Annotated in this window: 27 protein-coding genes; 14 read left to right on the top strand and 13 right to left on the bottom strand. The window is 75.1% G+C overall.

Annotation, left to right across the window (positions count from 1 at the left end):
• The first annotated feature begins 17 nt into the window (after positions 1-17).
• The 5 genes from CRP39_RS19525 to CRP39_RS19545 all read left to right on the top strand — a co-directional run bounded on the left by CRP39_RS19525 (position 18) and on the right by CRP39_RS19545 (position 4,969).
• On the top strand, positions 18-794 hold the full coding sequence (locus tag CRP39_RS19525; protein ID WP_097208040.1) for a TetR/AcrR family transcriptional regulator: 777 nt from the start codon (positions 18-20) through the stop codon (positions 792-794).
• Between the two features lie 55 nt (positions 795-849).
• Positions 850-2,340, top strand: a complete 1,491-nt coding sequence (locus tag CRP39_RS19530; RefSeq protein WP_097208041.1) for an AlkA N-terminal domain-containing protein — start codon at positions 850-852, stop codon at positions 2,338-2,340.
• Positions 2,337-2,882 carry a methylated-DNA--[protein]-cysteine S-methyltransferase gene (locus CRP39_RS19535; protein ID WP_097208042.1) on the top strand — a complete coding sequence of 182 codons (546 nt, stop codon included), beginning with the start codon at positions 2,337-2,339 and terminating at the stop codon, positions 2,880-2,882. Before CRP39_RS19530 ends, CRP39_RS19535 begins: the two co-directional genes overlap by 4 nt.
• A 46-nt stretch (positions 2,883-2,928) precedes the next feature.
• The gene (locus CRP39_RS19540; protein ID WP_097208043.1) at positions 2,929-4,017 is read left to right on the top strand and encodes a DNA recombination protein RmuC; all 1,089 of its coding nucleotides are present in this window, start codon (positions 2,929-2,931) and stop codon (positions 4,015-4,017) included.
• 214 nt (positions 4,018-4,231) lie between these two features.
• Entirely contained in the window at positions 4,232-4,969 is a 738-nt protein-coding gene (locus CRP39_RS19545; protein ID WP_097208044.1) for a DUF6542 domain-containing protein, read from the top strand.
• Between the two features lie 67 nt (positions 4,970-5,036).
• Here CRP39_RS19545 and CRP39_RS19550 read toward each other — a convergent pair whose 3' ends face one another.
• On the bottom strand, positions 5,037-6,008 hold the full coding sequence (locus CRP39_RS19550; protein WP_097208045.1) for a 4-hydroxy-3-methylbut-2-enyl diphosphate reductase: 972 nt from the start codon (positions 6,006-6,008) through the stop codon (positions 5,037-5,039).
• Between the two features lie 160 nt (positions 6,009-6,168).
• On the opposite strand from CRP39_RS19550, the gene CRP39_RS19555 reads away from it, so the two are divergent.
• From CRP39_RS19555 to CRP39_RS19565, 3 genes are all read left to right on the top strand, one after another.
• Positions 6,169-7,581 (top strand): hypothetical protein, encoded by a 1,413-nt coding sequence (locus CRP39_RS19555; protein ID WP_097208046.1) that lies wholly within the window; start codon positions 6,169-6,171, stop codon positions 7,579-7,581.
• A gap of 94 nt (positions 7,582-7,675) precedes the next feature.
• Positions 7,676-8,896, top strand: coding sequence for an exodeoxyribonuclease VII large subunit (gene xseA / locus CRP39_RS19560; RefSeq protein WP_097208047.1), 1,221 nt, complete (start codon positions 7,676-7,678; stop codon positions 8,894-8,896).
• Entirely contained in the window at positions 8,893-9,126 is a 234-nt protein-coding gene (locus tag CRP39_RS19565) for an exodeoxyribonuclease VII small subunit (RefSeq protein ID WP_097208048.1), read from the top strand. Before xseA ends, CRP39_RS19565 begins: the two co-directional genes overlap by 4 nt.
• Before the next feature lie 134 nt (positions 9,127-9,260).
• Here the strand turns inward: CRP39_RS19565 and CRP39_RS19570 are convergent, their stop codons facing one another.
• Positions 9,261-9,863: a DUF4245 domain-containing protein gene (locus CRP39_RS19570; RefSeq protein ID WP_097208049.1), complete on the bottom strand. Its 603-nt coding sequence runs from the start codon at positions 9,861-9,863 to the stop codon at positions 9,261-9,263.
• 119 nt (positions 9,864-9,982) lie between these two features.
• On the opposite strand from CRP39_RS19570, the gene glpX reads away from it, so the two are divergent.
• Positions 9,983-11,032 (top strand): class II fructose-bisphosphatase, encoded by a 1,050-nt coding sequence (gene glpX / locus CRP39_RS19575; protein WP_281253794.1) that lies wholly within the window; start codon positions 9,983-9,985, stop codon positions 11,030-11,032.
• Here the strand turns inward: glpX and CRP39_RS19580 are convergent.
• On the bottom strand, positions 11,029-11,709 hold the full coding sequence (locus tag CRP39_RS19580) for a DUF1707 SHOCT-like domain-containing protein (protein ID WP_097208050.1): 681 nt from the start codon (positions 11,707-11,709) through the stop codon (positions 11,029-11,031). The genes glpX and CRP39_RS19580 overlap by 4 nt on opposite strands.
• An 82-nt stretch (positions 11,710-11,791) precedes the next feature.
• Positions 11,792-13,021 carry a hypothetical protein gene (locus CRP39_RS19585; protein WP_097208051.1) on the bottom strand — a complete coding sequence of 410 codons (1,230 nt, stop codon included), beginning with the start codon at positions 13,019-13,021 and terminating at the stop codon, positions 11,792-11,794.
• Positions 13,022-13,190: 169 nt separating this feature from the next.
• Between CRP39_RS19585 and CRP39_RS19590 the strand changes: the two genes are divergently transcribed.
• From CRP39_RS19590 to CRP39_RS19605, 4 genes are all read left to right on the top strand, one after another.
• Positions 13,191-14,603: a class II fumarate hydratase gene (locus CRP39_RS19590; protein ID WP_097208052.1), complete on the top strand. Its 1,413-nt coding sequence runs from the start codon at positions 13,191-13,193 to the stop codon at positions 14,601-14,603.
• A 101-nt stretch (positions 14,604-14,704) separates the two neighbouring features.
• Positions 14,705-16,018, top strand: coding sequence for a citrate synthase (locus CRP39_RS19595; protein ID WP_097208053.1), 1,314 nt, complete (start codon positions 14,705-14,707; stop codon positions 16,016-16,018).
• A 98-nt stretch (positions 16,019-16,116) separates the two neighbouring features.
• On the top strand, positions 16,117-16,326 hold the full coding sequence (locus tag CRP39_RS19600; RefSeq protein WP_097208054.1) for a hypothetical protein: 210 nt from the start codon (positions 16,117-16,119) through the stop codon (positions 16,324-16,326).
• A 167-nt stretch (positions 16,327-16,493) separates the two neighbouring features.
• Positions 16,494-18,614, top strand: coding sequence for an NlpC/P60 family protein (locus CRP39_RS19605; protein WP_245853980.1), 2,121 nt, complete (start codon positions 16,494-16,496; stop codon positions 18,612-18,614).
• 92 nt (positions 18,615-18,706) lie between these two features.
• On the opposite strand, the gene CRP39_RS19610 is transcribed toward CRP39_RS19605, so the two are convergent.
• From CRP39_RS19610 to CRP39_RS19650, 9 genes are all read right to left on the bottom strand, one after another.
• Positions 18,707-19,465, bottom strand: a complete 759-nt coding sequence (locus tag CRP39_RS19610) for a hypothetical protein (RefSeq protein WP_097208055.1) — start codon at positions 19,463-19,465, stop codon at positions 18,707-18,709.
• Positions 19,462-19,806: a hypothetical protein gene (locus tag CRP39_RS19615; protein ID WP_097208056.1), complete on the bottom strand. Its 345-nt coding sequence runs from the start codon at positions 19,804-19,806 to the stop codon at positions 19,462-19,464. Before CRP39_RS19615 ends, CRP39_RS19610 begins: the two co-directional genes overlap by 4 nt.
• A gap of 128 nt (positions 19,807-19,934) precedes the next feature.
• A complete protein-coding gene (locus CRP39_RS19620; protein WP_097208057.1) occupies positions 19,935-21,044 on the bottom strand; it encodes a sigma-70 family RNA polymerase sigma factor in 1,110 nt (369 codons plus the stop codon).
• A 70-nt stretch (positions 21,045-21,114) separates the two neighbouring features.
• The gene (locus tag CRP39_RS19625; RefSeq protein ID WP_097208058.1) at positions 21,115-21,561 is read right to left on the bottom strand and encodes a hypothetical protein; all 447 of its coding nucleotides are present in this window, start codon (positions 21,559-21,561) and stop codon (positions 21,115-21,117) included.
• A gap of 201 nt (positions 21,562-21,762) precedes the next feature.
• Positions 21,763-22,065 (bottom strand): carbon storage regulator CsrA, encoded by a 303-nt coding sequence (csrA, locus tag CRP39_RS28390; RefSeq protein ID WP_097208059.1) that lies wholly within the window; start codon positions 22,063-22,065, stop codon positions 21,763-21,765.
• Between the two features lie 104 nt (positions 22,066-22,169).
• The gene (gene fliW, locus CRP39_RS19635; protein WP_097208060.1) at positions 22,170-22,574 is read right to left on the bottom strand and encodes a flagellar assembly protein FliW; all 405 of its coding nucleotides are present in this window, start codon (positions 22,572-22,574) and stop codon (positions 22,170-22,172) included.
• Positions 22,571-23,452, bottom strand: a complete 882-nt coding sequence (gene flgL / locus CRP39_RS19640) for a flagellar hook-associated protein FlgL (protein ID WP_097208061.1) — start codon at positions 23,450-23,452, stop codon at positions 22,571-22,573. The genes fliW and flgL overlap by 4 nt, the downstream gene beginning before the upstream one ends.
• A 4-nt stretch (positions 23,453-23,456) precedes the next feature.
• Positions 23,457-24,857 carry a flagellar hook-associated protein FlgK gene (flgK, locus tag CRP39_RS19645; RefSeq protein WP_097208062.1) on the bottom strand — a complete coding sequence of 467 codons (1,401 nt, stop codon included), beginning with the start codon at positions 24,855-24,857 and terminating at the stop codon, positions 23,457-23,459.
• Positions 24,854-25,339 carry a flagellar protein FlgN gene (locus CRP39_RS19650; RefSeq protein WP_097208063.1) on the bottom strand — a complete coding sequence of 162 codons (486 nt, stop codon included), beginning with the start codon at positions 25,337-25,339 and terminating at the stop codon, positions 24,854-24,856. Before CRP39_RS19650 ends, flgK begins: the two co-directional genes overlap by 4 nt.
• A gap of 176 nt (positions 25,340-25,515) precedes the next feature.
• Between CRP39_RS19650 and CRP39_RS19655 the strand changes: the two genes are divergently transcribed.
• Positions 25,516-26,484, top strand: a complete 969-nt coding sequence (locus CRP39_RS19655) for a sigma-70 family RNA polymerase sigma factor (protein ID WP_245853981.1) — start codon at positions 25,516-25,518, stop codon at positions 26,482-26,484.
• Positions 26,485-26,528: the final 44 nt, after the last annotated feature.

Here is a 26,528-nt window from a genome sequence, read left to right on the forward strand (position 1 = left end):
TGCGAGAGGCTGGCGACATGGCAAGCGAGTTCACCGGCACCGGCGACCCGGCGCGCAGCATGGCCCTGCTGTGGCGCGGTGCCGCCGAGCCGGGCCCGCGCCCCGGCCCCCGGCCCGGCCTGGACGTCGACCGGATCGTGTCCGCGGCCGTGCGCCTCGCCGACGCCGAGGGGCTGGTGGCCCTGTCGATGCGCCGGGTGGCCGCGGAGCTGGGCGTCGGCGCGATGACGCTCTACACGCACGTGCCCGGCAAGGGGGAGCTCGTCGACCTCATGCTCGACTCCGCCCTCGCCGAGATGTACCCGGACGAGCGGTCGGTCGTCACCGGCGGCTGGCGGGCGCGCCTGGAGGCCGTCGCCCGCGCCAACTGGGACCTCTTCCTCCGCCACCCCTGGGCGTTGCACGTCGCCACCGGCCGGCCGCCCCTGGGTCCGGGCCTCATGCGCAAGTACGAGCTGGAGCTGCGCGCCGTCGACGGGCTCGGCCTGCCCGAGGTGCAGATGGACCTGCTCGTCACGGTCGTCACCGGCTTCGTACGCGGCACCGTCGGCGGCGTGCAGGAGAAGGCCGACGCCGAGCGGGTCACCGGCATCACCGAGGACCAGTGGTGGGCGGCGACCGAGCCCTACGTCGCGCAGGTCTTCGACGCCGAGCGCTACCCGACCGCCGCGCGGGTGGGCCCGGTCGCGGGCGAGGAGCTCGGCGCCTACGACCCGGAGCGGTCCTTCGAGTTCGGCCTGGTCCGGCTCCTCGACGGCATCGGTGTGCTGGTCGAGCGCCCCTCGAGGGGCTGACGGCTCCGTCCGAAAACCGCCAGTCCACCAGTCGCCCGGCTGCCATGCTCGGTGCATGACGCAGTCCCTCGACGCCGAGCGCTGCTACCGGGCGGTGGCCAGCCGCGACGCCCGGTTCGACGGCTGGTTCTTCACCGCCGTCGCCACCACCGGCATCTACTGCCGGCCGTCCTGCCCGGCACGCACCCCGCTGGCCCGCAACGTCAGCTTCTTCTCCACCGCGGCCGCGGCACAGTCCGCCGGCTACCGGGCCTGCCGCCGGTGCCGTCCCGACGCGGTCCCGGGCTCACCCGAGTGGGACGTCCGCGCCGACGTCGTCGCCCGTGCCATGCGGCTGATCGGGGACGGCGAGGTGGAGCGCTCCGGCGTCCCCGGGCTGGCCGCGCGGCTCGGCTACTCCGAGCGTCAGCTGCACCGGCTGCTCGTCGCCGAACTCGGCGTCGGGCCGCTGGCCCTGGCCCGCGCACAGCGCGCCCAGACCGCCCGGGTGCTCCTCGAGACGACCGGCCTGCCCGTGGCCGACGTCGCCTTCGCCGCCGGGTTCGCCAGCATCCGCCAGTTCAACGACACCGTCCGGGAGGTGTTCGCGACCACCCCGACCGGGCTGCGGCGCACCGCGCCCCGCACCCCGTCCGGCACGCCCGGGGAACTCGTCCTCCGCCTGGCCGCCCGCGCCCCGTACGCCGTCGACGAGGTCCTGCACTTCCTCGGCGCGCACGCCGTCCCCGGCCTCGAGGAGTGGGACGGGACGACGTTCTCCCGCGTCCTGGACCTGCCGCACGGACCCGCCGTCGTCCGGCTCTCCCCCGCCGCCGGCGCCCCCGGGGTGACCGCGCGGCTGCGGCTGACCGAGCTGCGCGACCTCGGGGTGGCGGTGGCCCGCTGCCGGCGGCTGCTCGACCTCGACGCGGACCCCGCCGCGGTCGACGACGTCCTCGGTGCCGACCCCGCCCTCTCCGCGCTGGTCGCGACGGCGCCCGGCCGCCGGGTGCCCGCCTCCCCCGACGCCGCCGAGCTCGCCGTGCGCGCCGTCCTCGGCCAGCAGGTCTCCGTCGCCGGCGCCCGCACCCTCACCGCCCGGCTGCTGACGGCGGCCGGGACGCCGCTGCCGGAACCCGTCGGCACCCTCACGCACGCCTTCCCGCGCGCCGCCGCGCTCGCCGAGGCCGACCTGACCGCGGTGGGGCTCACCGGGGCACGCCGGGGCACCGTGCACGCGCTGGCCGCCGCCGTCGCCGACGGCGCGGTGCCCCTCGACGCCGGCGCGGACCGCGACGAGGCGACCGGGGCGCTGCGCGCGGTGCCCGGCATCGGTCCGTGGACCGCGGCCCTCGTCGCCCTGCGCGGCCTGGCCGACCCCGACGTGTGGTTGCCCGGTGACCTCGCGTTGCGGCGCTCGCTGGTACAGCTCGGCAGCTCCGACTCCGATGCGGCCACCCGCTGGCGCCCGTGGCGTTCGTACGCGGTCATGCACCTGTGGGCTCTCGCCGTCCCCGACCTGTTCCCCCACCGCCCGCCGTCCCTCCCTGAACGGAGCGCCTCATGACCGCCCAGCCCGCCAGGTTCGCCACCGTCGGCACCCCACCCGGACCGTTCACCGTGGTGGTCACCTCAGCGCCCGACGGCCCCGACGTCGTGCTCGCCAGCGGCTGGACCGACGACGTCGCCGACCTGCTGCCGGTGGTGCACCGGTCGCTGCGACCCACCTGGGTCGAGCAGGCCGAGCACCTGCCCGTCCTGGACACGGTGAGCGCCTTCGTCGACGGGGACGTCACCGCGATCGACGACGTCCCCGTGCGGCAGCGCTCGGGCCCCTTCCTCGAGGACGCCTGGGAGGTGCTGCGCACGGTCCCGGCCGGTGAGCCGGACACCTACGCCGCCTTCGCGGCGCGCTGCGGCCGGCCGTCGGCGGTACGAGCGGCGGCGAACGCCTGCGCCCGCAACGCGGCCGCGCTGTTCGTGCCCTGCCACCGGGTGCTCGGTTCCGACGGCGGCCTCGGCGGCTTCCGCTGGGGGACGCCGGTGAAGCGGTGGCTGCTCGACCATGAGGCGGCCGCCACGCCCCGCCGCCACCTCACCCTGGTCTGAGCCGCCTCCCCGGAACTGTCGGACCCGTCCGGCAGGCTCGGCGCTCATGGACGCCGCCTCTCTGCTCACCGGTCTCCTCATCGGCGCGCTGCTCGCCACCGCGGCCACCCTCGGCGTCGTCGCGCTGCTCTCCCGGCGCCGGCCGGCCGAGGAGGGGCTGGACCCGTTGCACGAGTCGCTGGACCACCTGCACCGGCTGCTGGCCGGCATGGAACGGGCCCGCGCCACCGCGCACGGGGAGCTGCGCGAGCAGATGGGCACCGTCGGGCAGGCGTCGTCGCTGCTGCGGCAGGAGACGGCGGCGCTGGTGACGGCCCTGCGCACGCCCCACGTGCGCGGGCGCTGGGGGGAGGTGCAGCTGCGCCGGGTGGTCGAGGTGGCCGGCCTGCTCGAGCACTGCGACTTCGTCGAGCAGCCCAGCGGCACCAACGACGCCGGCGCCGGCGTCCGGCCCGACCTCGTGGTCACCCTCTCCGACGGCCGGCAGGTGGTGGTCGACGCGAAGGTGCCGTTCACCGGCTACATCGAGGCGGTGCAGGCGGAGGACGTCGCCGTCCGCGCCGAGCGGATCGCCGCGCACGCCCGCCAGCTGCGGGCCCACGTCGACGCGCTGTCCGCCCGGCGCTACCCCACGGCGTTCCGTCCGGCCGCCCCCTTCACCGTGCTGTTCGTCCCCTCCGACGGGTTCCTCACGACCGCCCTGGAGGCCGAGCCCGGGCTGCTCGAGTACGGCTTCGCCCGCGACGTCGTGCTGGCCACGCCGAGCACGCTGCTGGCCCTGCTGCGCACGGTGGCCTACTCCTGGCGGCAGGAGCGACTGGCCCGCGACGCCGACCAGGTGCTCGAGGTGGGCCGCCGGCTGCACGCCCGGCTGACCACGCTGTCGGGTCACCTGATCCGGCTGGGCTCGGCACTCAGCTCGACGATGACCCGCTACAACGAGACGGTCGGGTCCTACGAGGGGTCGGTGCTGGTCGCCGCCCGCCGCTTCGACGACCTGGGCGTGTCCGAGATGCCGGTGCCGACCCCGCCGCCGGTGGAGGCCACGATCCGGACGCTGCGGCCGACCGAGCTGCCCCTCCCCGGGCAGCGCCCGGACGGCGTCGACGCCGACCGCGACGGCACCACGGGCTGACATCCCGGCGGCGTCACAGCCGCCGCGCCAGCACCGGTCCGTCACACCCGCCCCTGCACCCCCACCGGATGTGCGCTCAGCGCCGTCGTTTTGGCAGGTCTGCACAGCGTGCGGGCGGGTGGTCCTCCCGGCGGCCGCAGGCTCCCGTCGCTACCGTTGCCGCAGACGCAGAGCCCCACGTCGGGGCTCCGCCACGAGCAACGGGAGGTGCGCCATGGCCTCGGTGAGCACGGCCGACACCTGGCGGGAGTCCGGCATCCGCACCGGTCCCCGGGCGCCCCGCCCCGAGGCCGCGGAGTACGTGTCCCGCATCCCCCGGCCGCCGGTGCCCCCGCGGGCGCGGCCGGCCGGACCCATGCGCTCCACCGACATCCCCCCGATGCCCGAGCACCTGGCCCGACTCGAGCGCCGGCGTTCCGACGACGACCGCTCCGGCCACACCCGGCCGCCGGTGCCGCACCGCTCGGCCGCCGTCCCGCCGGTCAGGCCGGGCCGCTCCGAGCGTGCCCGTCACCCGCAGCGCGACGAGCGCGACGCCCCGCGCCGCGCTCCCCGTCCGGCCGAGCCGCGGGCCGCGGGTCGGGTCGTCGACGAGCCGGAGCGCGGCAGCCGGCTGCGCGGCTGGGCGGCCGCCCTCGCCGTCCTCGTGATCACCCTCGCCGGCGCCGCTGCGGACTCCTACCTCGGCCCCGGGCTCGGCATCATCACGCTGGGCACGCTCACCGCGGCCGCCGGGCTGGGCACGCTGCTCGTCCGCCGTCGCGACCTGACGACGATGGTGGTGACCCCGCCGCTGGTGTTCATCGTCGCCGCCGTCGCCGTCAACGCCGTGTTCGCCTCGGTCAACCTCGCCGGGCTGGCCACCCTGCTCGTCCGCGGCTTCCCGACCATGGCGGTCGCCACCGGGGTCGCCCTGGTGCTCGCCCTCGTCCGCTGGGCCGCCGGCCGCTGAGCCGCACAGCCTCGAGGACGACGGTGGCCCCCTCCCGTGCGGGAGGGGGCCACCGCCGTCCTCGAGCTCAGGCCGGGTCGGCCGCCGGCTCGGCCCGGCGGACCCGCAGTTCGTGCGGCAGCGCGAAGACCAGCTTCTCCTCGGCCGCCTTCACCGTCTCGACGTCCGGGTAGCCCCGCTCGGCGAGGAGGTCGAGCACCTCGCTGACGAGCACCTCCGGCACCGAGGCGCCGCTGGTGACGCCGACGGTGGTGACACCGTCGAGCCAGGCCGGGTCGATCTCGGCTGCGTAGTCGACCAGGTGGGCGGCCCGGGCGCCGGCCTCCAGCGCGACCTCGACCAGCCGGACGGAGTTCGACGAGTTCGTCGACCCCACGACCACCACCAGGTCGCACTCGCCTGCCATCTGCTTGACCGCCTGCTGACGGTTCTGCGTGGCGTAGCAGATGTCGTCGCTGGGCGGGGACTGCAGACCGGGGAAGCGCGACTTCAGCCGGTCGACCGTGGCCAGCGTCTCGTCCACCGACAGCGTGGTCTGCGACAGCCACACGACCTTCTCCGGGTCGCGCACCTGCACGTTCGCGACGTCGTCGGCGCCGTCCACCAGCTGGATGTGCGCCGGCGCCTCGCCGGAGGTGCCCTCGACCTCCTCGTGGCCGCGGTGGCCGATCAGGAGGATGTCGTAGTCCTCCTTGGCGAACCGCTTGGCCTCCTGGTGCACCTTGCTCACCAGCGGGCAGGTGGCGTCGATGGTCTTCAGCCGGCGGTCGGCGGCCTCCTGGTGCACCGCCGGGGAGACGCCGTGGGCGCTGAAGACGACCACGGACCCCTCGGGGACCTCGTCGGTCTCGTCGACGAAGACCGCGCCGCGCCGCTCGAGCGTGGCCACGACGTGCTTGTTGTGGACGATCTGCTTGCGGACGTAGACAGGAGCGCCGTGGATCTCCAGGGCCCGCTCGACCGCGACCACCGCCCGGTCCACGCCGGCGCAGTAGCCCCGGGGGTCGGCCAGCAGGACGCGTCCGCGCGGGTCAGCCATGCCCCCATGGTAGAGAAGGGACCCGCTGCCCCCAGGTGTTCGCACGCTCACACCGGGTCCCTGCAGCGGGCCGCCCCCAGGAACGAGACGAAGGCCACGTCCGGGTGGAGAGGCACCGGCCGGGTGTGTCGAGGCGGGCGTTCTGGGGCAGGGTGGGCGCATGTCGCGTGAGATCCCCCAGGCCGTCCGCGCCGTCGCCGGCCTGGCCGCCACCGTCCTCGACGAGGCCCGCCGGCTCCCGCAGACGCTGCCGGGGCTGCCGATCCGCGTGATCGGCCTGGCGATGCAGGCCACGATGAAACTGCAGCAGCACTACTCCGGTCTGGTCGCCCGCGGCGACGAGGTGCTGACCGGGCTCCGCGGGGAGGACGAGCCCGGGCTGGCCACCTTCGACGAGGACCTGCCCGAGGCCACGCCGGACACCCGCGTCCACACGTCGGCCTTCGACCGCGCCGGTGACGCCGCCGGCGACGACTCGGCGATCGCCGCGCAGGTCACCACGCTGATCGACGACGAGGTGTCCGGGCTGCCCCCCGAGCCGGCGCCCGAGGAGGTCGTCGAGGCCCTCCAGGACATCACCGAGGAGGTGCAGGCGGCGGGCCTGCAGCTGCCCCAGCCCGGGCTCACCGCCGAGGACGCCCTGGAGACCGCCCTCCTGGAGGCCGACGGCGCACCCGACAGCGCACTGGTCGACGGCGGCACCACCGAGGCCGCGCTGGTCGACGCCGACCTGATCGCCGAGAGCCCGACGACGCCCCCGGCCCCCCTCACGGCGGACGACACGTCCGGCCCGGCGCTCGACACGGCGCTGCCCGAGGAGACGCCGGACGTCGCCACCGACGTCGACGTGCTCACGGCCGACGGGGGGATCGCGACCGTCGAGGGCACCGTGACCGACGAGGGCGTCGCCGCCCCCGAGGCGCCCGAGGTGACCGGCGCGGCGACGCCGGCCGCCCCCGAGGGCGCGGTCACCGACCAGGAGGCGCGGGTCGACGAGGCTCTCGGCAGCGAGGAGAGCGCCGAGGAGAGCCGCGCGACGGCGACGGAGGACACCGGGACCACCGGGACCACCGGGACCACCGGGACCACCGGGGCCGACACCGACGCCACCGGCCGCGGGGACGAGGTCGTGACCAGCGAGGGCGCCCGGGTGGACGACGCCCTCGGCGGCGGGGACGACGCCGCCCCGGAGGCGCCCGAGGCCCCGCCTGGGGCACCCGCGGACACGCTGGTGGCCACCGACGAGGGCGGCACGCCGGTGGCCGCGGCGACCGGCGGGGACCAGCCCACCGGAGGCGAGCCCACCGGAGGCGAGCCCACCGGAGGCGAGGCCGCCGGTGACGGGGCCGCCGGTGATCGGCCCGCCGCGCCGGTCGAGGGGTACGAGGACTTCACCGTCGCCCAGCTGCGGGGGCGGCTGCGCGGGTACCAGGCCGTGACCGTGCGCGAGCTCCTCGACTACGAGGAGGCGAACCAGGCCCGGGAGCCCTACCTGCGCATGCTGCGCAACCGGCTGGAGAAGCTGGACCGGCTGGCCGTGGAGAGCAGCCCGCTCGCCCCGCGGGGCGTCTGAGGGAGGACCCCTGCCCCACCCGCTCGCACGCTCGCGGCGGGTCCCTGCACGGGGCCGGGGCGGGGGTGTCGGACTCGTCTGACACGCTTGGGGCGTGACCTCACCGTCCTCCCCGGAAGCGCCCTGGCCGGTCCGCACGGTGGCCCGGAAGGTCGCCGAGTGGATCGGCCGGCTGGGTGAGGTGTGGGTCGAGGGCCAGATCGCCCAGCTGTCCCGGCGCGGGGCGGCCACGGTCTTCCTCACCCTGCGCGACCCGGCCGCCGACCTCTCCGTGCCGGTGACCTGCTCCCGGGAGGTCGCCGACCGTCCCGGGCTGGAGCTGACCGAGGGCGCGCGGGTCATCGTGCGGGCCCGGCCCGACTACTACATCGCCCGCGGCTCCTTCTCGCTGCGGGCCACCGAGATCCGCGCCGTCGGGCTGGGTGAGCTGCTGGCCCGGATCGACCGGATCCGCCGGCTGCTGGCGGCGGAGGGCCTGTTCGACGCCGCCCGCAAGCGCCCGCTGCCGTTCGCACCCGCCGTGGTCGGGGTGGTCACCGGCCGGGACAGTGCCGCCGAGCGCGACGTGCTGGTCACCGCCCGGCGACGCTGGCCGGCCGTGCGCTTCGCCGTCCACCACAGTCTGGTGCAGGGACCGAGCGCCGCCGCCTCGGTCATCGACGGATTGCGCCGGCTGGACGCCGACCCGGCCGTCGAGGTCATCGTGATCGCCCGTGGCGGCGGCTCGGTCGAGGACCTCCTGCCCTTCTCCGACGAGGGCCTGGTCCGCGCGATCGCCGCCTGCCGCACGCCGGTGGTCACCGCAGTCGGGCACGAGACCGACACCACGCTGGTCGACCACGTCGCCGACGTCCGGGCGGCCACGCCCACCGACGCGGCGCACCGGGTGGTCCCCGAGATCGGTGAGCAGCGCCGGCTGGTCGACGGTCTGCGGGCCCGCGCCCGGCACCTGCTGACCGGCCGCCTGGACCAGCAGCAGCGGTGGCTGGAGAGCGTGCGCAGCCGTCCGGCGCTGGCTGCGCCCGAGCGGCTGCTCGACGGCCGCGCGGAGGACGTGCTGGCGCTGCGCACCCGGGCCCGCCGCACGCTCACCCACCGGGTGGAGGGTGCCGAGCGCGACCTGGAGCACGCCCGCGCCCGGGTGGCCGCCCTCTCCCCCGCGGCCACGCTGCAGCGCGGGTACGCGGTGCTCCAGCGGGCCGACGGCGCGCTCGTCCGCGACCCCGTCGAGGTGGCCGACGACGAGCGGCTCACCGTGCGGGTGGCGGGCGGCCGGCTGCCCGTCCGCGTCGACCGGCAGGATGCGGGGTCATGAGCGAGCCCTCGACCGAGCCCTCGAACGAGCCGACGACGACCTACGAGCAGGCCCGCGAAGAGCTCGCGGACGTCGTCCGGAAGCTGGAGGCCGGCGGGCTCACCCTCGAGGAGTCGCTGGCCCTGTGGGAGCGCGGCGAGCAGCTGGCCGAGCTGTGCCAGCACTGGCTGGACCGCGCCCGCGAGCGGCTGTCGGCCCCGGCTCCGGCGGAGTCCTCCGAGCGGGGCTGAACGCCCGGCGGGGCCCGCGGGCCCGACCGGGCTCAGGCGGGCAGCCGCGCCCCGTGCCCCGGAGCCACCGACAGCCCGGCCGCCGCGGGCAGCCGGTCGGCGACCTGGGCGGGGCCGGCCGCACCGTCGCCGGGTCAGCCCGTGTAGGGCCGCACCGCCGTCGCCACGGCCGCCAGCTCGTCGTCGTCCGCGGAGCCGGTGACGAGCACCGTGACCCCGGCGTCCTCCCGCCACAGCGCCGTCTCCCCGCGTCCCGTGGTCGACCGGGTCCAGTCCTGCCCGCCCAGCTCGACGGTGCCCTCGGTCTCCGCGTCGTCGAGGACGTCGGTGAGGGCGTCGGCGCGGGCGTCGTCGCTGACGACGAAACCGGCGAACTCCGCCGACGGCGTCAGGTACCCCACCTCGACGGTCACCGGGTCGCCGGGATCCGCGCCGCCGGCGTCGGTGCGGGCGCTGGTGACCCGGTAACCGTCGGGCAGCCCGGCCGGGGCGACCACGGGGTAGCCCGCGCGGGCGGCGGCCAGCTGCAACGTGCCGGCGGGGTCGACCTCGCGGACCGGGTCCACCTCCGCCTGCCGGAAGGTCGCCCAGCCGACGAGCACCAGGCAGATGACCACCAGCGGCGCGAGCGACCGGATCATGTTGGCCGCGCTCATCCGGTTGGCCCGCTGGATCGCGGGCGAGGGGGTGGGCGGTGCGCCCGCGGGGGGCTGGCTCGTCGGGCCGACTCCGGTCATTCCCCTAGGATCGCAGCACTGCGCCTGCACCCTGTCGCCATGCGTCCGTGGCCCCGTCCCGGGCCCCACCCTGAACTTGCGAGGGGTGGGGAGGACGGGGTCCCTTCCCAGGAGGTCCCGTGTCCTTGCCGCTCCCCGATGGCCCCCTGATCTCGCGTGGCAGCACCTTCCGTGCCGACCGTCCCGCCCCCGACCGCAACCTGGCGATGGAGCTCGTGCGCGTCACCGAGGCGGCGGCGATGGCCGCGGGCCGGTGGGTCGGCCGGGGGGACAAGAACGGCGGGGACGGCGCCGCGGTCGACGCGATGCGCGCACTGATCGGCACGGTGAGCATGAAGGGCGTCGTCGTCATCGGGGAGGGCGAGAAGGACGAGGCCCCGATGCTCTACAACGGCGAGGCGGTCGGTGACGGCAACGGCCCGGAGTGCGACGTGGCGGTCGACCCGATCGACGGCACGACCCTCATGGCCAAGGGCATGCCGAACGCCATCGCCGTCATGGCGGTCGCCGACCGCGGGGCCATGTACGACCCCTCGGCCGTCTTCTACATGGAGAAGCTGGCCACCGGTCCCGCCGCCGCGGACGTCGTCGACATCACCGTCCCGGTGGCGGAGAACATCCGCCGGGTGGCCGGGGCCAAGCACTGCTCGACCGAGGACGTCACCGTCTGCATCCTCGACCGCCCCCGGCACGAGCAGCTGGTGCACGAGGTGCGCGAGGCCGGCGCCCGCATCAAGTTCATCACCGACGGCGACGTGGCCGGTGCCATCGCCGCCGCCCGGGAGGGCACCGGCGTCGACCTGCTGCTGGGCATCGGCGGCACCCCGGAGGGCATCATCGCCGCCTGCGCGCTCAAGTGCATGGGCGGTGCGCTGCAGGGCCGACTGTGGCCCAAGGACGACGACGAGCGGCAGAAGGCCATCGACGCCGGGCATGACCTCGACCGGGTGCTGCACATCGACGACCTGGTCCGCGGCGACGTCTTCTTCGTCGCGACCGGCATCACCGACGGCGAGCTGCTGCGCGGCGTCCAGTACCGGGCCGGGGGCTGCACCACGCAGTCGCTGGTGATGCGCTCCCGGTCGGGCACCATCCGCTCGATCGACAGCCTGCACTCGCTGGCCAAGCTGCGTGCCTACTCGGCGGTCCCGTTCGACCGGTCGAACTAGCCCAGCCGCCCCGGGGCCGGTGGCGCGGGCGGAGGCGGCGGCAGGTGCCGCTGGGCGAGCCGGTCCATGACCGCCCGCCAGCGGCTCGGCGACTCCCCCGGCGCCAGGCTGCGCAGCCGGAGGTCGCCGAACACCGCCCGCGCGCGGACGACGACCCGCGGGGTGCCGGCCACCCGGGGCACCGGCGCCAGCTGGGTCTTCTTGTCGCCGAACAGGGTCCACCCGGACAGCTCCCCGTCGACCCCCTCGGCGACGATCACGTCGACGTCGCCGAAGACGGTGCCCAGCACCAGCTCCACCCGGTCGGCGTCGGTGCGCAGGTTGCGCAGGTCCAGCCGGATGTCGCCGAAGACGGTGGAGGCGTTCCGGGGGACGTCGGCGGTCCCCTCCATGCGGATGTCGCCGAACACCGACGTCATCGTCTCCGGTACGCGGCTGCCGACGATCTCCACCGGCGGCGGGCCGTCGGCGGGCAGGTCGGCGACGAACGTCCCCAGCTCCGCGGTGGTGACGGCCGCGTAGACGCCCTCCACCCGCTCGCCGAACTCGTGCAGGTCGATGCGGCCCTCGGCGAGCGCCTTCTGCAGCCGGGTGACGAGGACCTCGCGGTCGGCGTCGGAGGCCCGCACGGCGGCGGGTTGGTCGGGCTCGGGGACGGCGTCCGGACTGGTGCTCACGGGGCCCGACGCTAGTGGACCGTCCCCGGGCGGAGGGCCGTCGTCGGCCCCACCCTCGGCGGGCGGGCGGGACCCACGCGGCTCACGCCGGGTAGAGCTCGCTGCAGGCGGTCTCGGTCGGCTCGTTGCGGCCGCCGCAGGTGAGCCCGTAGTCGCCGTAGGGCTGCAGCGCCGGGTCGCTCTGGTTGAGCGCGGCCAGGCGGAGGATGTCGCAGTACGCCATGACGCCCTGCTCGCAGCCGTCGGCCACCTCCTGCACGTCGGCGTCGGCGATCCCGGTGGGCGCGGGCTGGGCCGGCGGCAGGTCGGCCGGGATCCCGCCGGGCTGACCGCTGGCGCCCCCGCCGGTGTAGCGGCCCACGCAGTTGCCGCCGTCGGGGTCGTTGCGCCCACCGCAGGTCTCGCCGTACGTCTCGTACTCCGACCCGATCTCGCTGTCGAAGTAGAGGGTGTCGCAGGCGGCCCAGTCACCCTCGAAGCAGGACCCGGCCAGCGCGTCGAGCGTGGGGTCGTCGCCGAGCGTCCCCGGCGGCCGGCCGGCCGGCACGTCCTCCCCGCCGGAGGGCTCGGGCGTCGGGCTGGGCGTCGGGCTGGGCGTCGAGGACCGGCGCGGAGGTCCCGACGTCGCGGGGCCCGACTCCGAGGCGGACGTCTCCGTGGCGGTCGACGCGGGGTCCCGGCCCTCGTCCTGCAGGAGGAAGAACAGTCCCACGGCGACGGCCGCGAGCACCACGACGCCCGCCACGACCAGGGCGATCACCTTGTTGCGCCTGCCGGAGCCCGCACCCCCGGGAGCGCCCGGGGGGCCCTGCCCAGGGCCGGGTTGCCCGTACGGCGGCTGGCCGTAGGGCGGCTGCTGCCCGTAGGACTGGCCGTAGGAGGGCGGGCCGTACCCCGGGGGCGGGCCGTACCCCTGTGGCTGCTGCCCGTAGGTGGGCTGCCCGTAGCCGGGGAGCTGCCCGTAGCCGGGCTGCTGCTGACCGTACGGCGGCTGGCCGGGCGGGTGCTGCCCGTACCCCGGCGGCGGGCCGTACCCCGGGGGCTGCTGGCCGGTCTGCGGCGGGTGGAACTGCCGCGTGTCGTGCCGCTCCGCGCCCGGGGGCGGCGGCGGGAGGCGGTCGCCCGGCCGGATCTGCCGCGTCGTCCCGCCCGAGGGGCCCAGCTCCTGCGTCGTCACGTCGTCCTGGGCGGCCGGGGAACCCAGCTGCTGGGTCTCGTCGTCCTCGGGAGCCGGCTGCCCCCAGCCCTTCCGGCCGGGCTGCTCGCCCGAGGGGTCGTGGCCGCCCTGGGGCGGGTTCGGCGGCTGCGACATGGTCGGTGCGCTCCTCGGGTCCGTGGGACGGGCCGGACGGCGGTCGGGATGCTAGGGCCCGCCCGCCGTCCCGACCAGGGCTGTCGGCTCCGCGCGGAACGGCCGTCCGGAGAGCCCTCTAGGGTCGCGGGCGGAGCACTGGACCGACACACCACACCGGGAGCGCAGCGTGGCCCCACAGCAGGACGGCGCAGGGCAGGACGAGTACCGCATCGAGCACGACTCCATGGGCGAGGTGCGGGTCCCCGCCTGGGCGAAGTGGCGGGCGCAGACGCAGCGCGCCGTCGAGAACTTCCCGATCTCGGGCACGCCGATCGAGCGCGAGCTGATCGGCGCGCTGGCCGCCATCAAGGGCGCGGCCGCCGCGGTCAACGCCTCCCTCGGGGTGCTGCCGGAGGAGGTCGCCGATGCGATCGGCACCGCGGCCGGCGCCGTCGCGCGCGGCGACTGGGACCAGCACTTCCCCATCGACGTCTTCCAGACCGGCTCGGGGACCTCGAGCAACATGAACACCAACGAGGTCGTCGCCACCCTCGCCACCGAGGCGCTGGGGTCGCCGGTGCACCCCAACGACCACGTCAACGCCTCGCAGTCGTCCAACGACGTCTTCCCGTCGGCGATCCACGTCGCCGCGACCGGTGCGATCGTCCGCGACCTCGTGCCGGCGCTGCAGCACCTGGAGGCCTCGCTCGCCCGCAAGGCCGAGGAGTTCGCCCAGGTCGTCAAGAGCGGGCGCACCCACCTGATGGACGCCACCCCGGTCACCCTCGGCCAGGAGTTCGGCGGCTACGCCGCGGCCGTGCGCTACGGCATCGAGCGGCTGCAGGCCTCCCTGCCGCGCATCGGCGAGCTGCCGCTGGGCGGCACCGCCGTCGGCACCGGGATCAACACCCCGCCCGGGTTCGCCGCGGCCATCATCGACAAGCTCGCCGGCGAGCTGGACCTCCCGTTGACCGAGGCCCGCGACCACTTCGAGGCGCAGAGCTCCCGGGACGCGCTGGTCGAGGGCTCCGGTCAGCTGAAGACCATCGCCGTCGGGCTGATCAAGATCGCCAACGACCTGCGCTGGATGGGCTCCGGCCCGCGCACCGGCCTCGGCGAGATCCAGCTGCCGGATCTCCAGCCGGGCAGCTCGATCATGCCGGGCAAGGTCAACCCGGTGATCCCCGAGGCGGTGATCCAGGTGGGCGCGCAGGTGATCGGGAACGACGCCGCGGTGACCTACGCCGGCACCACCGGCGTCTTCGAGCTCAACGTGACCCTGCCGCTGATGGCCCGCAACGTGCTGGAGTCGATCCGCTTGCTGGCCAACGTCAGCCGGCTGCTCGCCGACCGCTGCGTGGACGGGATCGTCGCCAACGTCGAGCAGTGCCGGGAGTACGCGGAGTCCTCGCCGTCGATCGTGACGCCGCTGAACAAGTACATCGGCTACGAGGAGGCCGCCAAGGTCGCCAAGCAGTCGCTGGCCGAGCAGAAGACGATCCGCCAGGTCGTCGTCGAGCGCGGTTACGTCGAGCAGGGCAAGCTCACCGAGGCCCAGCTCGACGAGGCACTCGACGTCCTCTCCATGACCCACCCGTGACCCCCGCTCGACGGAGTGGGCGGGTGCACAGCCCCGTCCCACTCCGTCGAGGCGGGGGTGAGGGCGCACACCAGCCAGAAGCTGAGTAGCGTGCGCACCTGATGAGCGAGACAGCGAGCGCACCCGCCGGCACCGCCGACGTATCCCTGCGCTATCCCGGTGGAGACCTGCCCCTTCCCGTCGTCCCCGCGACGGAGGGCGCGGACGGCATCGACACGAGCAAGCTGCTGGCCACGACCGGCCAGGTCGCGCTCGACATCGGTTTCGTCAACACAGCGGCCTGCACCTCGGCGATCACCTACATCGACGGTGACGCCGGGATCCTGCGGTACCGCGGCTACCCGATCGACCAGCTCGCCGGCAAGGCCAGCTTCGCCGAGGTCAGCTACCTGCTGATCTACGGCGAGCTGCCCACGGCGCAGCAGCTGGCCGACTTCGACTCCCGGCTGCGGCGGCACACGCTGCTGCACGAGGACCTCAAGCAGTTCTTCAAGGGCTTCCCTCGCGACGCGCACCCGATGCCGGTGCTGTCGTCGGCGGTCAGCGCCCTGTCGACCTTCTACCAGGACTCGCTGGACCCGTTCGACGCCGAGCAGGTCGAGATCTCCACACATCGGCTGCTGGCCAAGCTGCCGACGATCGCCGCCTACGCGTACAAGAAGTCGGTCGGGCAGCCGTTCCTCTACCCCGACAACTCGCTGGGGCTGACCGAGAACTTCCTGCGGATGACCTTCGGGTTCCCCGCGGAGCCCTACGAGGTCGACCCCGAGCTGGCCGCGGCGCTGGACATGCTCTTCGTGCTCCACGCCGACCACGAGCAGAACTGCTCGACCTCGACGGTGCGACTGGTGGGCTCCTCCCACGCCAACCTCTTCGCCTCGGTCTCGGCGGGCATCAACGCGCTGTTCGGACCGCTGCACGGCGGCGCCAACCAGTCGGTGCTGGAGATGCTGGAGTCCATCCAGCGCGACGGCGGCGACATCAACCGCTTCGTCGAGCGGGTCAAGAACAGGGAGCCCGGCGTCAAGCTCATGGGCTTCGGGCACCGGGTCTACAAGAACTACGACCCGCGCGCGGCGATCGTGAAGCAGACCGCCGACTCCGTGCTCGACAAGCTCGGCGGGGACAACCAGCTGCTCGACCTGGCCCGCCAGCTGGAGGAGATCGCGCTCAGCGACGACTACTTCGTCCAGCGCAAGCTCTACCCGAACGTCGACTTCTACACCGGGCTGATCTACCGGGCGATGGGCTTCCCGACGCGGATGTTCACCGTGCTGTTCGCCCTGGGCCGGCTGCCCGGCTGGATCGCCCAGTGGCGCGAGATGATCGCCGACCCGTCGACCAAGATCGGTCGCCCGCGGCAGGTCTACACCGGCGCCCCCGAGCGGTCCTTCGTGGAGATCGCCGACCGCTGAGCCCGGCCCGCCGAGGTCCCGTCGTCCGCCCGGACGACGGGACCTCGGCGTCTCGGGCAGCATGAGGTCCGTCCAGCCGTCCACCGGGGAGGAGCCCCATGGCCGAGTCCTCCACCGGGGACGACCTGACCCTCCCTCCCGTCCCGCTGGCCACCGGCGCGGTGGTCCGCCTGGGCGGTGCCGACCGCCGCGTGACGCTGGTCGAGCTCGTCGTCTCGACCGAGGACGGCGGCGAGCTGCGCATCCCGCTCGAGCACCACCACGGCGGCTGGTGGCCCCCCGCCGACCGCACCCCCGCCGGTCCCTGACCCGTACGCCCGATCGGGTGCCACCCGCGTTCCACCCTCCCCCGGAGGGGTGACCCCGATCCCCGAGTCCCTCCGGGGGACCGCCCCGCCCGTCGATACGACGGCCGAGAGCTCCGCTGCACACCGCGGAGCCGGCCACGTACGACGAGACCGCCGGGGGATCCGCAGTGCCCGCACCACGCACGGGAGGACCCCGGGGCGGCTCTGCGCCGGCCGACCGCCAGGCCGCGCTGATCGCGGCCGCACGGCAGGCCGCCGCCCGCCGGGCCGCCGGGCCTGCCGTCCGCGCCACGACGCCGCGCACCCCGGCCGGCCGGGCCAGCACTCCCCGCACTCCCGCCCGCGCGGCGACCCCGCGCGCGGCCTCCACCCGTTCCCCGGGCACCACCGCATCGGCGGCCGCGGCCCGCCCCCGGCTGACCCCCGAGCAGGCCCAGGCGCTGCGGGCCGCCCTCGCCGCCCGCGCCGCCGGGTCGGCCACCGCGGGTCGGGGCACCCGCACCGGGACGGCTCCCCGGCGTCCGACGGCCGGCACGAGCCGCTCCCGCACCGCCCAGCGGTCCCGGCGCCGGACCAAGCGCTCGCGGACGGCCCGGCCCGGCGTCCCCCCGGTCGGCCGCCGCCGCTGGCAGGTGCGGCTCACCCTGGCCGCCCTCGGCCTCGTCCTGCCGGTGCTCGCCGGCCTGCTGGCGCCGGGCACGCAGGCCACCGGGACCGCCGCCGAGCCCACCGACAGCACCAGCCTGGCGCTCGCTGCCCAGGGCACGATGCTCGACGGTGCCGTCCGGTACCGCGCGCTGCAGGCCGACCTCGCCGCGCGGCGGGCCGAGTTCCAGCAGGCGCAGGACGCCGAGCGCGTCGCCCGTGACCGGCTGGCCACCTCGCGGGCCGCCGTCGGGACGCACGCCGCGGCGCTGTACCGGAGCTCCCCGGAGTCGCGGTACCCCCTCCTGTCGCTCAGCGTGCAGCGGCCGGCCGCCACCCCGGACGTCCTGCACAGCGAGGCGCTGGCCGAGCAGGCCGGACGCGACCTCGAGCGGACCGTCGTCCGGGCCGACCGCGCCCAGGCGGACCTGGCGCTCGCCACTCGGCGGACGGCCACCGCGCAGGCGGCCGTGGCGGCCGTGGAACGGCAGGCCGCCGCCGTCCTCGAGGGCGTGCGGGAGCACGCCGACGGGCTCCGGACCGACGTCACCGCGCAGCTGGCGGCACTCGGCACCGGCCCGTCCGCGGGTCCGCAGCAGACCACCAACCAGCAGGCGCTGCGCCGCTGGCAGGACTACCTGGGCGGGCTCACGGTCGCCGGCATCACGCCGCCGCCCGCGGCCGCCCTGGCCGACCCGGCGGCGCTCCCGCCGGGGCTCTCCCCCGCCCTCGACGGGGCCGGCCAGCCGGTGCCGGGCGTGGCGTGGGCCGTCGTCGGCAGCCAGCCGGTGACCGTGCTGCCGGCCGAGACGGTGGCCGCGGTCAGCAGCGCACTGGCGCAGGTCGGCAAGCCGTACGTCCCCGGTGGCGCCGGTCCCGACGTCTACGACTGCGGCGGGCTGGCCGCCGGCGCCTGGCTGCTGGCCGGGTACGCGCTGCCCACCGGCTCGAGCGACCAGTGGGCCGGAGGCGCCGCGGTCCCCCTGGCGCAGCTCCAGGTCGGGGACCTCGTCTTCGCCGACGGCGGGGCCGACGTCGGCGTCTACCTCGGTGAGGGCCAGGTCGTCGCCGCCTCGGCCGCCACCTACCAGGTGGGCGTGCGCGCGCTGCCCGACGGCGCTGCGGCGGTGCGGGTGACCCTGCCCGCACCGGCCCAGACCAACCCGGCGCTCCCCGCCGGCACCGCGGGCCGGGGCGCGTGCGGTGCCCCGCCGGCGCCGGTGGGCCCGGTCAGCCCCGCGTGGGGCGGCTGGTCGAACGGGCGGATCCCCTCCGGGACGCTGTGCTCCATCGCCCGCGGGCACGCCCTGCGGTGCGACGCCGCCGCCGGTTACACGGCGCTGGCCACCGCCTTCGAGACGGCCTTCGGCCGCCCGTTGTGCATCACCGACTCCTACCGGCCCCACGCCACCCAGGTGACGGCGTTCCGGGCCAAGCCGGCACTCGCCGCCGTGCCCGGGACGTCGAACCACGGCTGGGCCCTGGCGGTGGACCTCTGCGGCGGCATCAACGTGGCCGGGACCGCGCAGAACGCCTGGATGGCCGAGAACGCGGGCCGCTTCGGGTTCGTCCAGCCGGACTGGGCCCGCCCCGGCGGCGAGAAGCCGGAGCCCTGGCACTGGGAGTTCGGTCTGCTCAGCTGAGCGGCAGCCGCTGTACAGAGTCCGGGCGAGCGGCCCTGGTGCAAGGCCCCACCCGCGAGCCTGCGAGTGGTGGGGGGCAGCGGGGTCCTTGTTCAGATCCAGCGCAGTCGGGCGAGGTGCTGCCACGGCAGGCGCACGCAGGCTTCACCGGTCTCACCGGCGAGGCGGGCGGCGACACCCGCTCCGGCACACGCCAGCGCCGAGCTCGGGGTCACGACCACGTGCGGGTCGCTCACCGCCAGGCCCGCCGCGGCGATCCGGTCGAGCAGCCGATCCGGCCGCACCAGCACCGCCGAGGCCAGCAGCGGCACCTGGGGGTGTGACCACAGGGCCACCGGGCCCTCGACGCGGAGTTCCCCGGGGACGTCCGCGGACCGGGCGGCGGCCGCCTCGCGGACCCGGCGCAGCTGTTCCCGGCCGAGGTCGGCTGACGGCGTCCAGGGCAGGGCGGTCCGCCCCCGGCGGACGACGACGCGCCAGCCGATCGCGGTCCGGGTCCGATCGGTCCAGTCGAGGACGGCGACGCCGGTCTCCGCCGCGGTCGCGTCCGGTACCGGGCGGGCCTGCACCCAGGCCACGAGGGCGGCGCCCACCGCGTCCGGGCCGGGCGCGACACGGGCGTCGGTCATGTCCTCGGCGAGGTCCTGGAGCGGCACCCGTTGCCGCCGCTCCCCCTCCTCGACGACGAGGACCGGACCGTCGATCCGGTCCTCGACGACGGCGATCCGCAGCCGCGGGGTCGTCAGCCGGGGCAGCACCCCGGACACGGCGTCGCGCAGGTCGGCCACGGTGACCGGTGCGGGGCGCAGCCGCTGCAGCAGGCCGGGGCCACCGCCCGGTCGGGCGTTCACGCGCGTCCCCGGCCGAGCGCGGTGCGCACCGGTGCCGGCAGGGCGGGCAGGTCCAGGACGCTGGCCAGCTCCCGCGCGGACAGCCGGACCGGCAGCACGTCGGCACCCCAGCCCGTCACCCGCCGCACCCGGGCGGCCGGGGCCGGCCACACCGCGTCGCGGGCAGCTGCGACGTGCAGTTCGGTCAGGACGTCGGCCAGGTGCACGGCGGCCACCGGGTGCACGCTGGAGTCGGCCAGTGCACCGCGGACGACGGTCGCCAGCTGCTCGCGGTCGACGGCGGCCAGCCAGTGCGGCAGCAGGACGTCGGGGGTCGGCTCGTCCGCCGCGAGGGCGCTCACCGGGCGCCCTGCCCCGGCACGGGCCCGCTGGTGCGGCGGGGTCCCGTGCGTTCCATCACGATGGAGATATCGGCAGGCCGAGGCGGTATTCGACCCGGAGAACGGCCCATTTCCGCAGACGGAACAGATCAGTCCGCGAGCTCGACCAGACGTTGCTTGAGGCTGCGCTCCACCCGGTCGGCGTGCACGTTCATGTTGCGCACCGAGGTGCCCAGGTCCGCCGACAACTGCGTCTTGGTCCGCCCGCCCCAGGTGGTGAGGTACCAGGTCGCCCAGCCCAGCACGTTGGGCTGCCCGGCCCTCTGGTCCGCCCGCGCGGCCGGGTCGGGGGCGCAGGCGGCGGTCAGCGCGTGCGACAGCAGCGTCTGCTCCGCCTCCCCCATGATCTCGTCCGGCGCCTCGTGCGTGTCCGGGAGCATGATCTCGGCGCCCTCGGGTCCGCCGTCCAGGGACTGCAGGTTGCGCAGGCCGTTGAGCGTCGCCACCGTCTGCGAGTTGCGCCGCAGCGTCGCCACGCTCTGCCCCATGTAGGCGGCCAGTTCCTTCTCGCTCGGCTTGCGCTGGTGCTCGGCGAGGAAGGCCGCGATCGCCTTCTGCTGCTTGTTCTCCGTGTCGGCGGCGGTACGCCCGTGGGCGTTGCGCCCCAGGTCGTGCACCCACTTGGACAGCTGCGTGGCGAGGAACGCGCCGAACGGCACACCCTTGGTCTCGTCGTACTGCCCGACCGCCTTGAGGATCCACTCGCTCACCTGCTGGGTGAGGTCGTCCGGGTCCGGCAGGTGCAGCCGCAGCGTGCTCATGTTCCGCTGCAGCCGCTTCAGGCTCACCGGCAGGTAGTGGCGGCACAGCGCATCGAGGTAGGCCGGCGGCAGGTCCCGGGGCGCCCGGCGGCGCACGCCGGCCTCCGCGCGCAGGCCCACCGTGCCGATCCCGCGCCCGGCGCACCACGCCCGCACCCAGTCGGCGAGCACCGGCCCCGACCCGCACGCGCCGTCCACCCGGTACAGGCCGTCGCCCTGGTCGTAGGTGACCGTGACGCCGTCGGGCAGCTCCCGGCGGAACTCGTCGAGCGGGAGCTCCCGGTCGACGCGGAAGTGCACCCGGTCGCGGGGCGTGATGGGGGCGAGGGTCCACCCCTCGGCCTCGGGGATGCCGCCGAAGACCAGGGGTCCCCGGCCGCGCGCGGCGGCGGACCGGTCGGCGGAGACGGCGGGAGAGGTGGGGATGCGGTCGGACACGGAGAGCTCCTGGCGACTGTGTGGGGAAGACGAGGCCGCGTCGGGCACCAGGACGGCGCCGGGGAGGAGGTCAGCCGGCGAACTGCTCGGCCGGCAGGGGCTGGCGCGGCGCGGGGACGGCGACCTCGGCAGCCGACTCCAGGCGGGCCACCAGGTCGACCGCGGCGGCACGCTCGGCCCCGCTCGGCTCGACCGTGTAGACCGGCATGTGGTCGTACAGCGTCGTGAACACCGCGCTGACGAAGGCGTACGCGGCCTGCGCCTCGGGCGAGAACCGCGCGACGGCCGCCCGCGGGCCGAGCTCGACCCCGACGGTGACGCGGACGACGCGGTCGTCCTTGCTCAGCCCCGTGAGGTCGAAGGAGACGTCGGGGTGCTCCCCGGCCAGCTCGGCCAGCGCGGCGAGGCAGCGCCGGGTCGACCCGCGGCGCGGCCGCAACTGGACGTGCACGACCACGGTGTCGGACTCCGCGTCGAACGCTGCGGTACCGGACTCAGTGACTGCGCTCTGTTGCATGGTGATCGCCCCCTGTGACGTGCTTGGGGCAACTCTCGCGCATGCACGGTGCGGAAACAGCACAACACTCGCTGTGCAGATCGCAGTAGTCGGGCAGTCACTTCGGCAGTTCTTGCCCGTGTCGATAGCGGAACCTGCTGACCCGCTGAGGTGGTCAGCAGGATCCGCCAACAGCAGGGGGTGCTCCCCCGGCCAGTTCTGTCAGCCCGCGGTGTCCTTCGTGACCTGTTCGTGACCTGCCGGCTCTGGCTCGGGAGCGGCCTCCGGTCCGCCCGCCGCCGCGGGGACGAACGCTGCCAGGGCGCTGAGGGTGTCCGCGGTGACCTGCGCCGCCAGCAGGTTGGCCTCGGCGATCTGCCGGTACACCTCCTCGCGGTGGATGGTCACCTCTCGCGGGGCCTTGAAGCCGAGGCGGACGGTGCCGCCGCGGACCTCGACGACGTGCACCTCGATGTCGTCGCCGATGCGGATGGTCTCGCCGACGCTGCGGGTGAGAGTGAGCATGGGTACCCCTCCATGGGTTGTGTGGGAGCCGTCCGTGGCGGTGGTGCTGGCGGGATCCGCCGGGCGCCGTGTGCGCCCGGGGGCGCGGATCGCGCCCCGTGCAGTTATCGGCGCAGGGGACGCCGGATGGGATGGGTGCTGTCCGGCAGGACCACCTGGGTGGCCCGCCAGTTCTCCGGGTTGACCACGATCGGCGCCCGCAGGTTCGCGGTGGCCGCCGCTGGCCCCTCCGGCGGCACCGTCACCAGGCAGTACAGGCGGGCCTCCGTCGACCCGGTGAGCGCCAGGTCGGCCCGCACCGACGGGGGCAGCACGGGCGCGTACCCCGGGAAGTACATGCCCGGGTCGACGGCGAGGAACCGCGGCCCCTCCGGCGCCATGGACTGCAGCCAGAAGAGCCGGCCGTCGCCGTCGGCCGTGACGAGCACGTAGTCGCGGTGCCCGGGGAAACCGGGCAGGGCCTCGGTGAGCGACAGCAGGGGCAGCGTCGCGACGGCCGACAGCGTCATCGCAGGAAGTCCACGAGCGTCGGCTGCAGGGCCTTGGCGGTTGCGGAGAGGGCGGCCTCGTAACCGACCTTCTGCATCTCGAGCTCCATGATCGTCTTCGGCAGGTCGATGCCCTCGACGGCGGAGAGCTGGGTCGTCAGGTCGAGGCCGCGGTCGGCATTGACCTGCTCCGCCTTCTCGATGCGCAGCGCGCGGGCCCCGACGCCGGCCATGGCGGTCAGCATCTGCTCCGTCACCGCGTCGAGCTCGGTCAGGTGGCCGGCCAGCCGGGCCGGGTCCGCGGTGATGTCCCGGCCGATGCGCTCGATGACCGCGAACAGGTTCTCGTCGTCGGCGCCGAACACCTCAGGTCCCGTGACGTCGATCCGTACGACCTCGGTGTCGGAGATCCGGCGCTTCACCTGGTTGCTGGCATCGCCGATGAACTCCCCCGCGTCGTTGTAGGCCTTGCCGCCGTTCGTGACCCCGCCGAACAGCGGACGCCCCTGGATGGTCTGGTTCGCCACGGCGAGCAGTCCCTCCCGCAGCGTCTTGACCTCGGCGGCGAGCGCCTCCTTGCTGGCTGCCGACAGCGCGCCGGTGTTCTGCGCCTGCACGGTGAGGTCGCGGATGCGGCGGGTCATGTCCGTCATGCTGGTGAGGGCCGTGTCGGTCGCCTCGACCCAGCTCCTGCCGTCGGACAGGTTGCGGGCCTGCTGCGCGACGGCGGCCTGGTCGCCACGGGTCTGCATCGCCCGGTTGGCACCCGTCGGCGAGTCCGAGGGGGCGCTGATGGCCCGGCCGGAGGTGAGCTGCTGCTGGAGGTGCCCGACCGCGTCGAGGTTGCGGTTGAGGCCCTGGAGGCTGGTGAGCGCGACCGCGCGCTGGGTGATGCGCATCAGGTCACCGCCCCACGACGCCGGTGCGGTTGATCAGCACGTCGAGCGCCTCGTCGATCGCCGTCACCATTCGGGCCGCCGCCGAGTAGGCGTGCTGGAACTGCAGCATGTTGGACATCTCCTCGTCGAGGTTCACCCCGGCGACCGACTCCCGCGCGGAGTCCACCTGGTTGGTCACCACCGCCTGGATCTCCAGGCGGCGTCCGGCGACGGCGGACTGCACACCGAGCTCGACGATCGCCGCCCGGTAGTTGGCGTCCGGGCCTTCGGCCCCGAGCCGGATCTGGGAGATCCTGTCGGCGTTGCCGCCGTCGAAGGTCGTCGTCCCCACTGCCGCGGCCGAGGCGGCGATCTCCCTGGGGTCGCTGATCATCAGTCGGATGTTGCCTGCGCTCAGCGGTTCCGTCGGGTGCCCGAGGAGAGACTTCCCGGCGACGCCGGCCAGGTCCACCCCCAGGGCGTGGGCCGTGTTGAGCTCGGTGGCCAGCTGCACGGCGATGCCGTCGAGCTCGTCGCGGTATCCCGGCAGGATCTCGCGCAGCGCCGACAGCTGGCCTCCGGCCTTCCCGCCCACCTGGACGGTCACGCCACCGGGATCGGTGACGATGGACGGCGACGTGGCGGAGGCGTCGTCAGCGGTGGCGGCCTTGGCGAGCGTGAGTCGCATGGCCGAGTCGCCTGCCACGAGCGTCAGTCCACCGACGACGACGTTCAGCCCGCCGTCCTTCGTGGGCATGGTCGTGGCGCCGATCTTCTCGGCCAGGCCGACGATCAGCAGGTCGCGCTGGTCGGCCAGCTCGTTGGAGGGGAGCCCGGACAACTCGGCCAGCCGCACCGACTGGTTGAGCTTGGCGATGGCGGTGGTGGCGCTGTTGACATCCTCCACCAGCGCGTCGAGGTTCTCCTGGGTCTGCCCCCACTGCTTGTCGAGCGCGGCGTGGGTGCTGCGCAGCCCCCCGGCGAGCGTGTCCAGGCGCTGCAGCAGCTGACTGCGGGCGGCGAGGTCGTCCGGCGCGTTCACGACGTCGTCCCAGCCGGCCCACATCTCCGACATGACGCTCTGCAGGCCGGTGTCGCCGGGTTCCCGGAACGCCTGCTCGATCGCCTTGTAGGCGTCGTTCTGGGCGGTGAGCAGCTGGCTGCTCGCGCGCTCCACGTGCGCCCGGCCCTCGAGGAAGGTGTCGCGGATGCGCAGCACCTCGTCGGCACTGACCCCTGAGCCGACGCTGTTGCTGACCGAGTAGAAGGCCGCGACCGCGTTGCCACCCTCGGCGCGCAGTTCCGCCCGCTGCCGGGAGTAGCCCTCGGTGTTGACGTTGGCGATGTTCTGCCCGGTGACGTCGAGTCCGCGACGCTGCGCCCAGAGGGCGGTGGTCGCCGTGTTGAGGCCCGAGAAGGTGCTCACAGGGCACCGTCCAGCGTGACGGCGCGGGTCGACTGTGTCGTCGACCGGCCGGTCGAGCCGTACGTGCCGGCCGACGGGGTCTTGACCGACAGCAGCGCGTCGCCGAGAGCGGCCAGGCCACCCTCGATCAGCTCACGGTTGGCGTCGGAGAGGCTCCGCAGTTCGGTGACGAGGACCAGCAGCGCCTCGTGGTGCTTGGCGAACAGGTCGTTCCACGGCGCGGGAGCCGCCTCGGCCAGCTTCCGCAGTGACGGATTGGCGTCCACCCCCAGGCGGGCGGCGATCGCCTCGGTGGTCGCAGCGCGCTCCACCTCCAGCGTGCGCAGCTGGTCGAGGACGACCTCGATCTCGTGCGCGATACGCGCCAGCCAGCGGGTCTTCCCCGTGACGATCAGGTACTGCTTCTCCTCGGCCTTGAACAGCAGCAGGTCCAGCAGCTCCTGCTCGCGCCAGAGCAACGTCGACAGGTGCTGGTAGTCCATTCCCGCCACCGTCCTTCCGTCCTCGCCCCGCGTGCCAGACGTCGGTGCCGCCAGCGGGTTCTCGCTCCAGCCATCGGCACGGGCGCGGGCGAGGTCAAGCCGAGGTGCTCAAGTCCGTCGGGATCCCGTCCGACCAGGAGGTCCCGTCCGCGCTCGCACCTGCCGAGGAAGGGGACGTGAGAGCATCGCGTGCCCCGGTGACCGAGCGGACCCCTGCCTCCCGGCCCCCCACCCTCGCGCGGGGCGGCGCCTCCTCCGGCGCACCGGGTCAGGACGTCGACGCCCTGGTGACCGAGCACCTCCCCCTCGCCGCGTTCGCCGTCAACGCCGTGGCCTCCCGCATCTCCCTCCCCGGTCACGTCAGCCGCGAGGACCTCCTCTCCTGCGCTCGCGTGGCGCTGGTCGAGGTGGCGCGGCGCTTCGACCCGTCGGCGGGTGCCTCGTTCGCCACGTACGCACTGGCGCGGCTGCAGGGCGCGGTCCTGGACGAGCTGCGGTCCGGGGACTGGGCGAGCCGCAGCGTCCGGGCCGCGGCGCGACGCACGGACGCCGCCGCGGACGCCCTCGCGATGTCCCTGGGCCGGCCGCCGACGCGCGAGGAGCTCGCCGCCAGCCTGGGCATCGCCCGGAGCGACCTGGAGTCGCTCCAGGTCGACGTGCACCGGGCGGTCATGGTGAGCATCGACGCCGAGTCCGGGCCGGACGGCTCCTCCCTCGACCTGCCCGACACCGGGGAGTCCCCCGAGCGGGCCCTGCTGCGCAGCGAGCGCAGCCGCTACCTGCACGAGGCGATCCAGGCTCTACCGGACCGGCTGGACGAGGTCGTCGAGCGCAACTTCTTCGGCGGCGAGTCGCTGACCGACATCGCCGCGGACCTGGGCGTCACCCTCTCCCGCGTCTCCCAGATGCGTGCCCGCGCCCTCACCCTGCTGCACGCGGCGATGAGCGAGGTGTGGGAGGGCAAGGCCGTCCCGGCGGACGGCGGTGTGCGGGCACGCAACCAGCAGCGCTCCTACGTCGACCGGGTCGCGGGCCGCAATGCCCCGCCATCGGCGGCACCCCCCGTCCCGCACACGGCGCCGCCGCTCCCCCGGCAGCGGAACCCATGGGCGGACGTCGCTCGGAGCAGCGCCCGACCCGCCTGAGTGAGGTTGCACGAAAAAGATCCGGCACTCGCCTCAAGAGCCGG

This window comes from Geodermatophilus sabuli, assembly GCF_900215145.1.
Taxonomy (GTDB): Bacteria; Actinomycetota; Actinomycetes; order Mycobacteriales; family Geodermatophilaceae; genus Geodermatophilus; species Geodermatophilus sabuli.

Excerpts from the sequence above, each read along its gene's own strand:
- CRP39_RS19525 (WP_097208040.1), top strand. The coding sequence starts at position 18 with ATGGCAAGCGAGTTCACCGGCACCGGCGACCCGGCGCGCAGCATGGCC.
- CRP39_RS19530 (WP_097208041.1), top strand. The coding sequence starts at position 850 with ATGACGCAGTCCCTCGACGCCGAGCGCTGCTACCGGGCGGTGGCCAGC.
- CRP39_RS19535 (WP_097208042.1), top strand. The coding sequence starts at position 2,337 with ATGACCGCCCAGCCCGCCAGGTTCGCCACCGTCGGCACCCCACCCGGA.
- CRP39_RS19540 (WP_097208043.1), top strand. The coding sequence starts at position 2,929 with ATGGACGCCGCCTCTCTGCTCACCGGTCTCCTCATCGGCGCGCTGCTC.
- CRP39_RS19545 (WP_097208044.1), top strand. The coding sequence starts at position 4,232 with ATGGCCTCGGTGAGCACGGCCGACACCTGGCGGGAGTCCGGCATCCGC.
- CRP39_RS19550 (WP_097208045.1), bottom strand. The coding sequence starts at position 6,008 with ATGGCTGACCCGCGCGGACGCGTCCTGCTGGCCGACCCCCGGGGCTAC.
- CRP39_RS19555 (WP_097208046.1), top strand. The coding sequence starts at position 6,169 with ATGTCGCGTGAGATCCCCCAGGCCGTCCGCGCCGTCGCCGGCCTGGCC.
- CRP39_RS19565 (WP_097208048.1), top strand. The coding sequence starts at position 8,893 with ATGAGCGAGCCCTCGACCGAGCCCTCGAACGAGCCGACGACGACCTAC.
- CRP39_RS19570 (WP_097208049.1), bottom strand. The coding sequence starts at position 9,863 with ATGACCGGAGTCGGCCCGACGAGCCAGCCCCCCGCGGGCGCACCGCCC.
- CRP39_RS19585 (WP_097208051.1), bottom strand. The coding sequence starts at position 13,021 with ATGTCGCAGCCGCCGAACCCGCCCCAGGGCGGCCACGACCCCTCGGGC.
- CRP39_RS19595 (WP_097208053.1), top strand. The coding sequence starts at position 14,705 with ATGAGCGAGACAGCGAGCGCACCCGCCGGCACCGCCGACGTATCCCTG.
- CRP39_RS19600 (WP_097208054.1), top strand. The coding sequence starts at position 16,117 with ATGGCCGAGTCCTCCACCGGGGACGACCTGACCCTCCCTCCCGTCCCG.
- CRP39_RS19625 (WP_097208058.1), bottom strand. The coding sequence starts at position 21,561 with ATGCAACAGAGCGCAGTCACTGAGTCCGGTACCGCAGCGTTCGACGCG.
- csrA (WP_097208059.1), bottom strand. The coding sequence starts at position 22,065 with ATGCTCACTCTCACCCGCAGCGTCGGCGAGACCATCCGCATCGGCGAC.
- fliW (WP_097208060.1), bottom strand. The coding sequence starts at position 22,574 with ATGACGCTGTCGGCCGTCGCGACGCTGCCCCTGCTGTCGCTCACCGAG.
- flgL (WP_097208061.1), bottom strand. The coding sequence starts at position 23,452 with ATGCGCATCACCCAGCGCGCGGTCGCGCTCACCAGCCTCCAGGGCCTC.
- CRP39_RS19650 (WP_097208063.1), bottom strand. The coding sequence starts at position 25,339 with ATGGACTACCAGCACCTGTCGACGTTGCTCTGGCGCGAGCAGGAGCTG.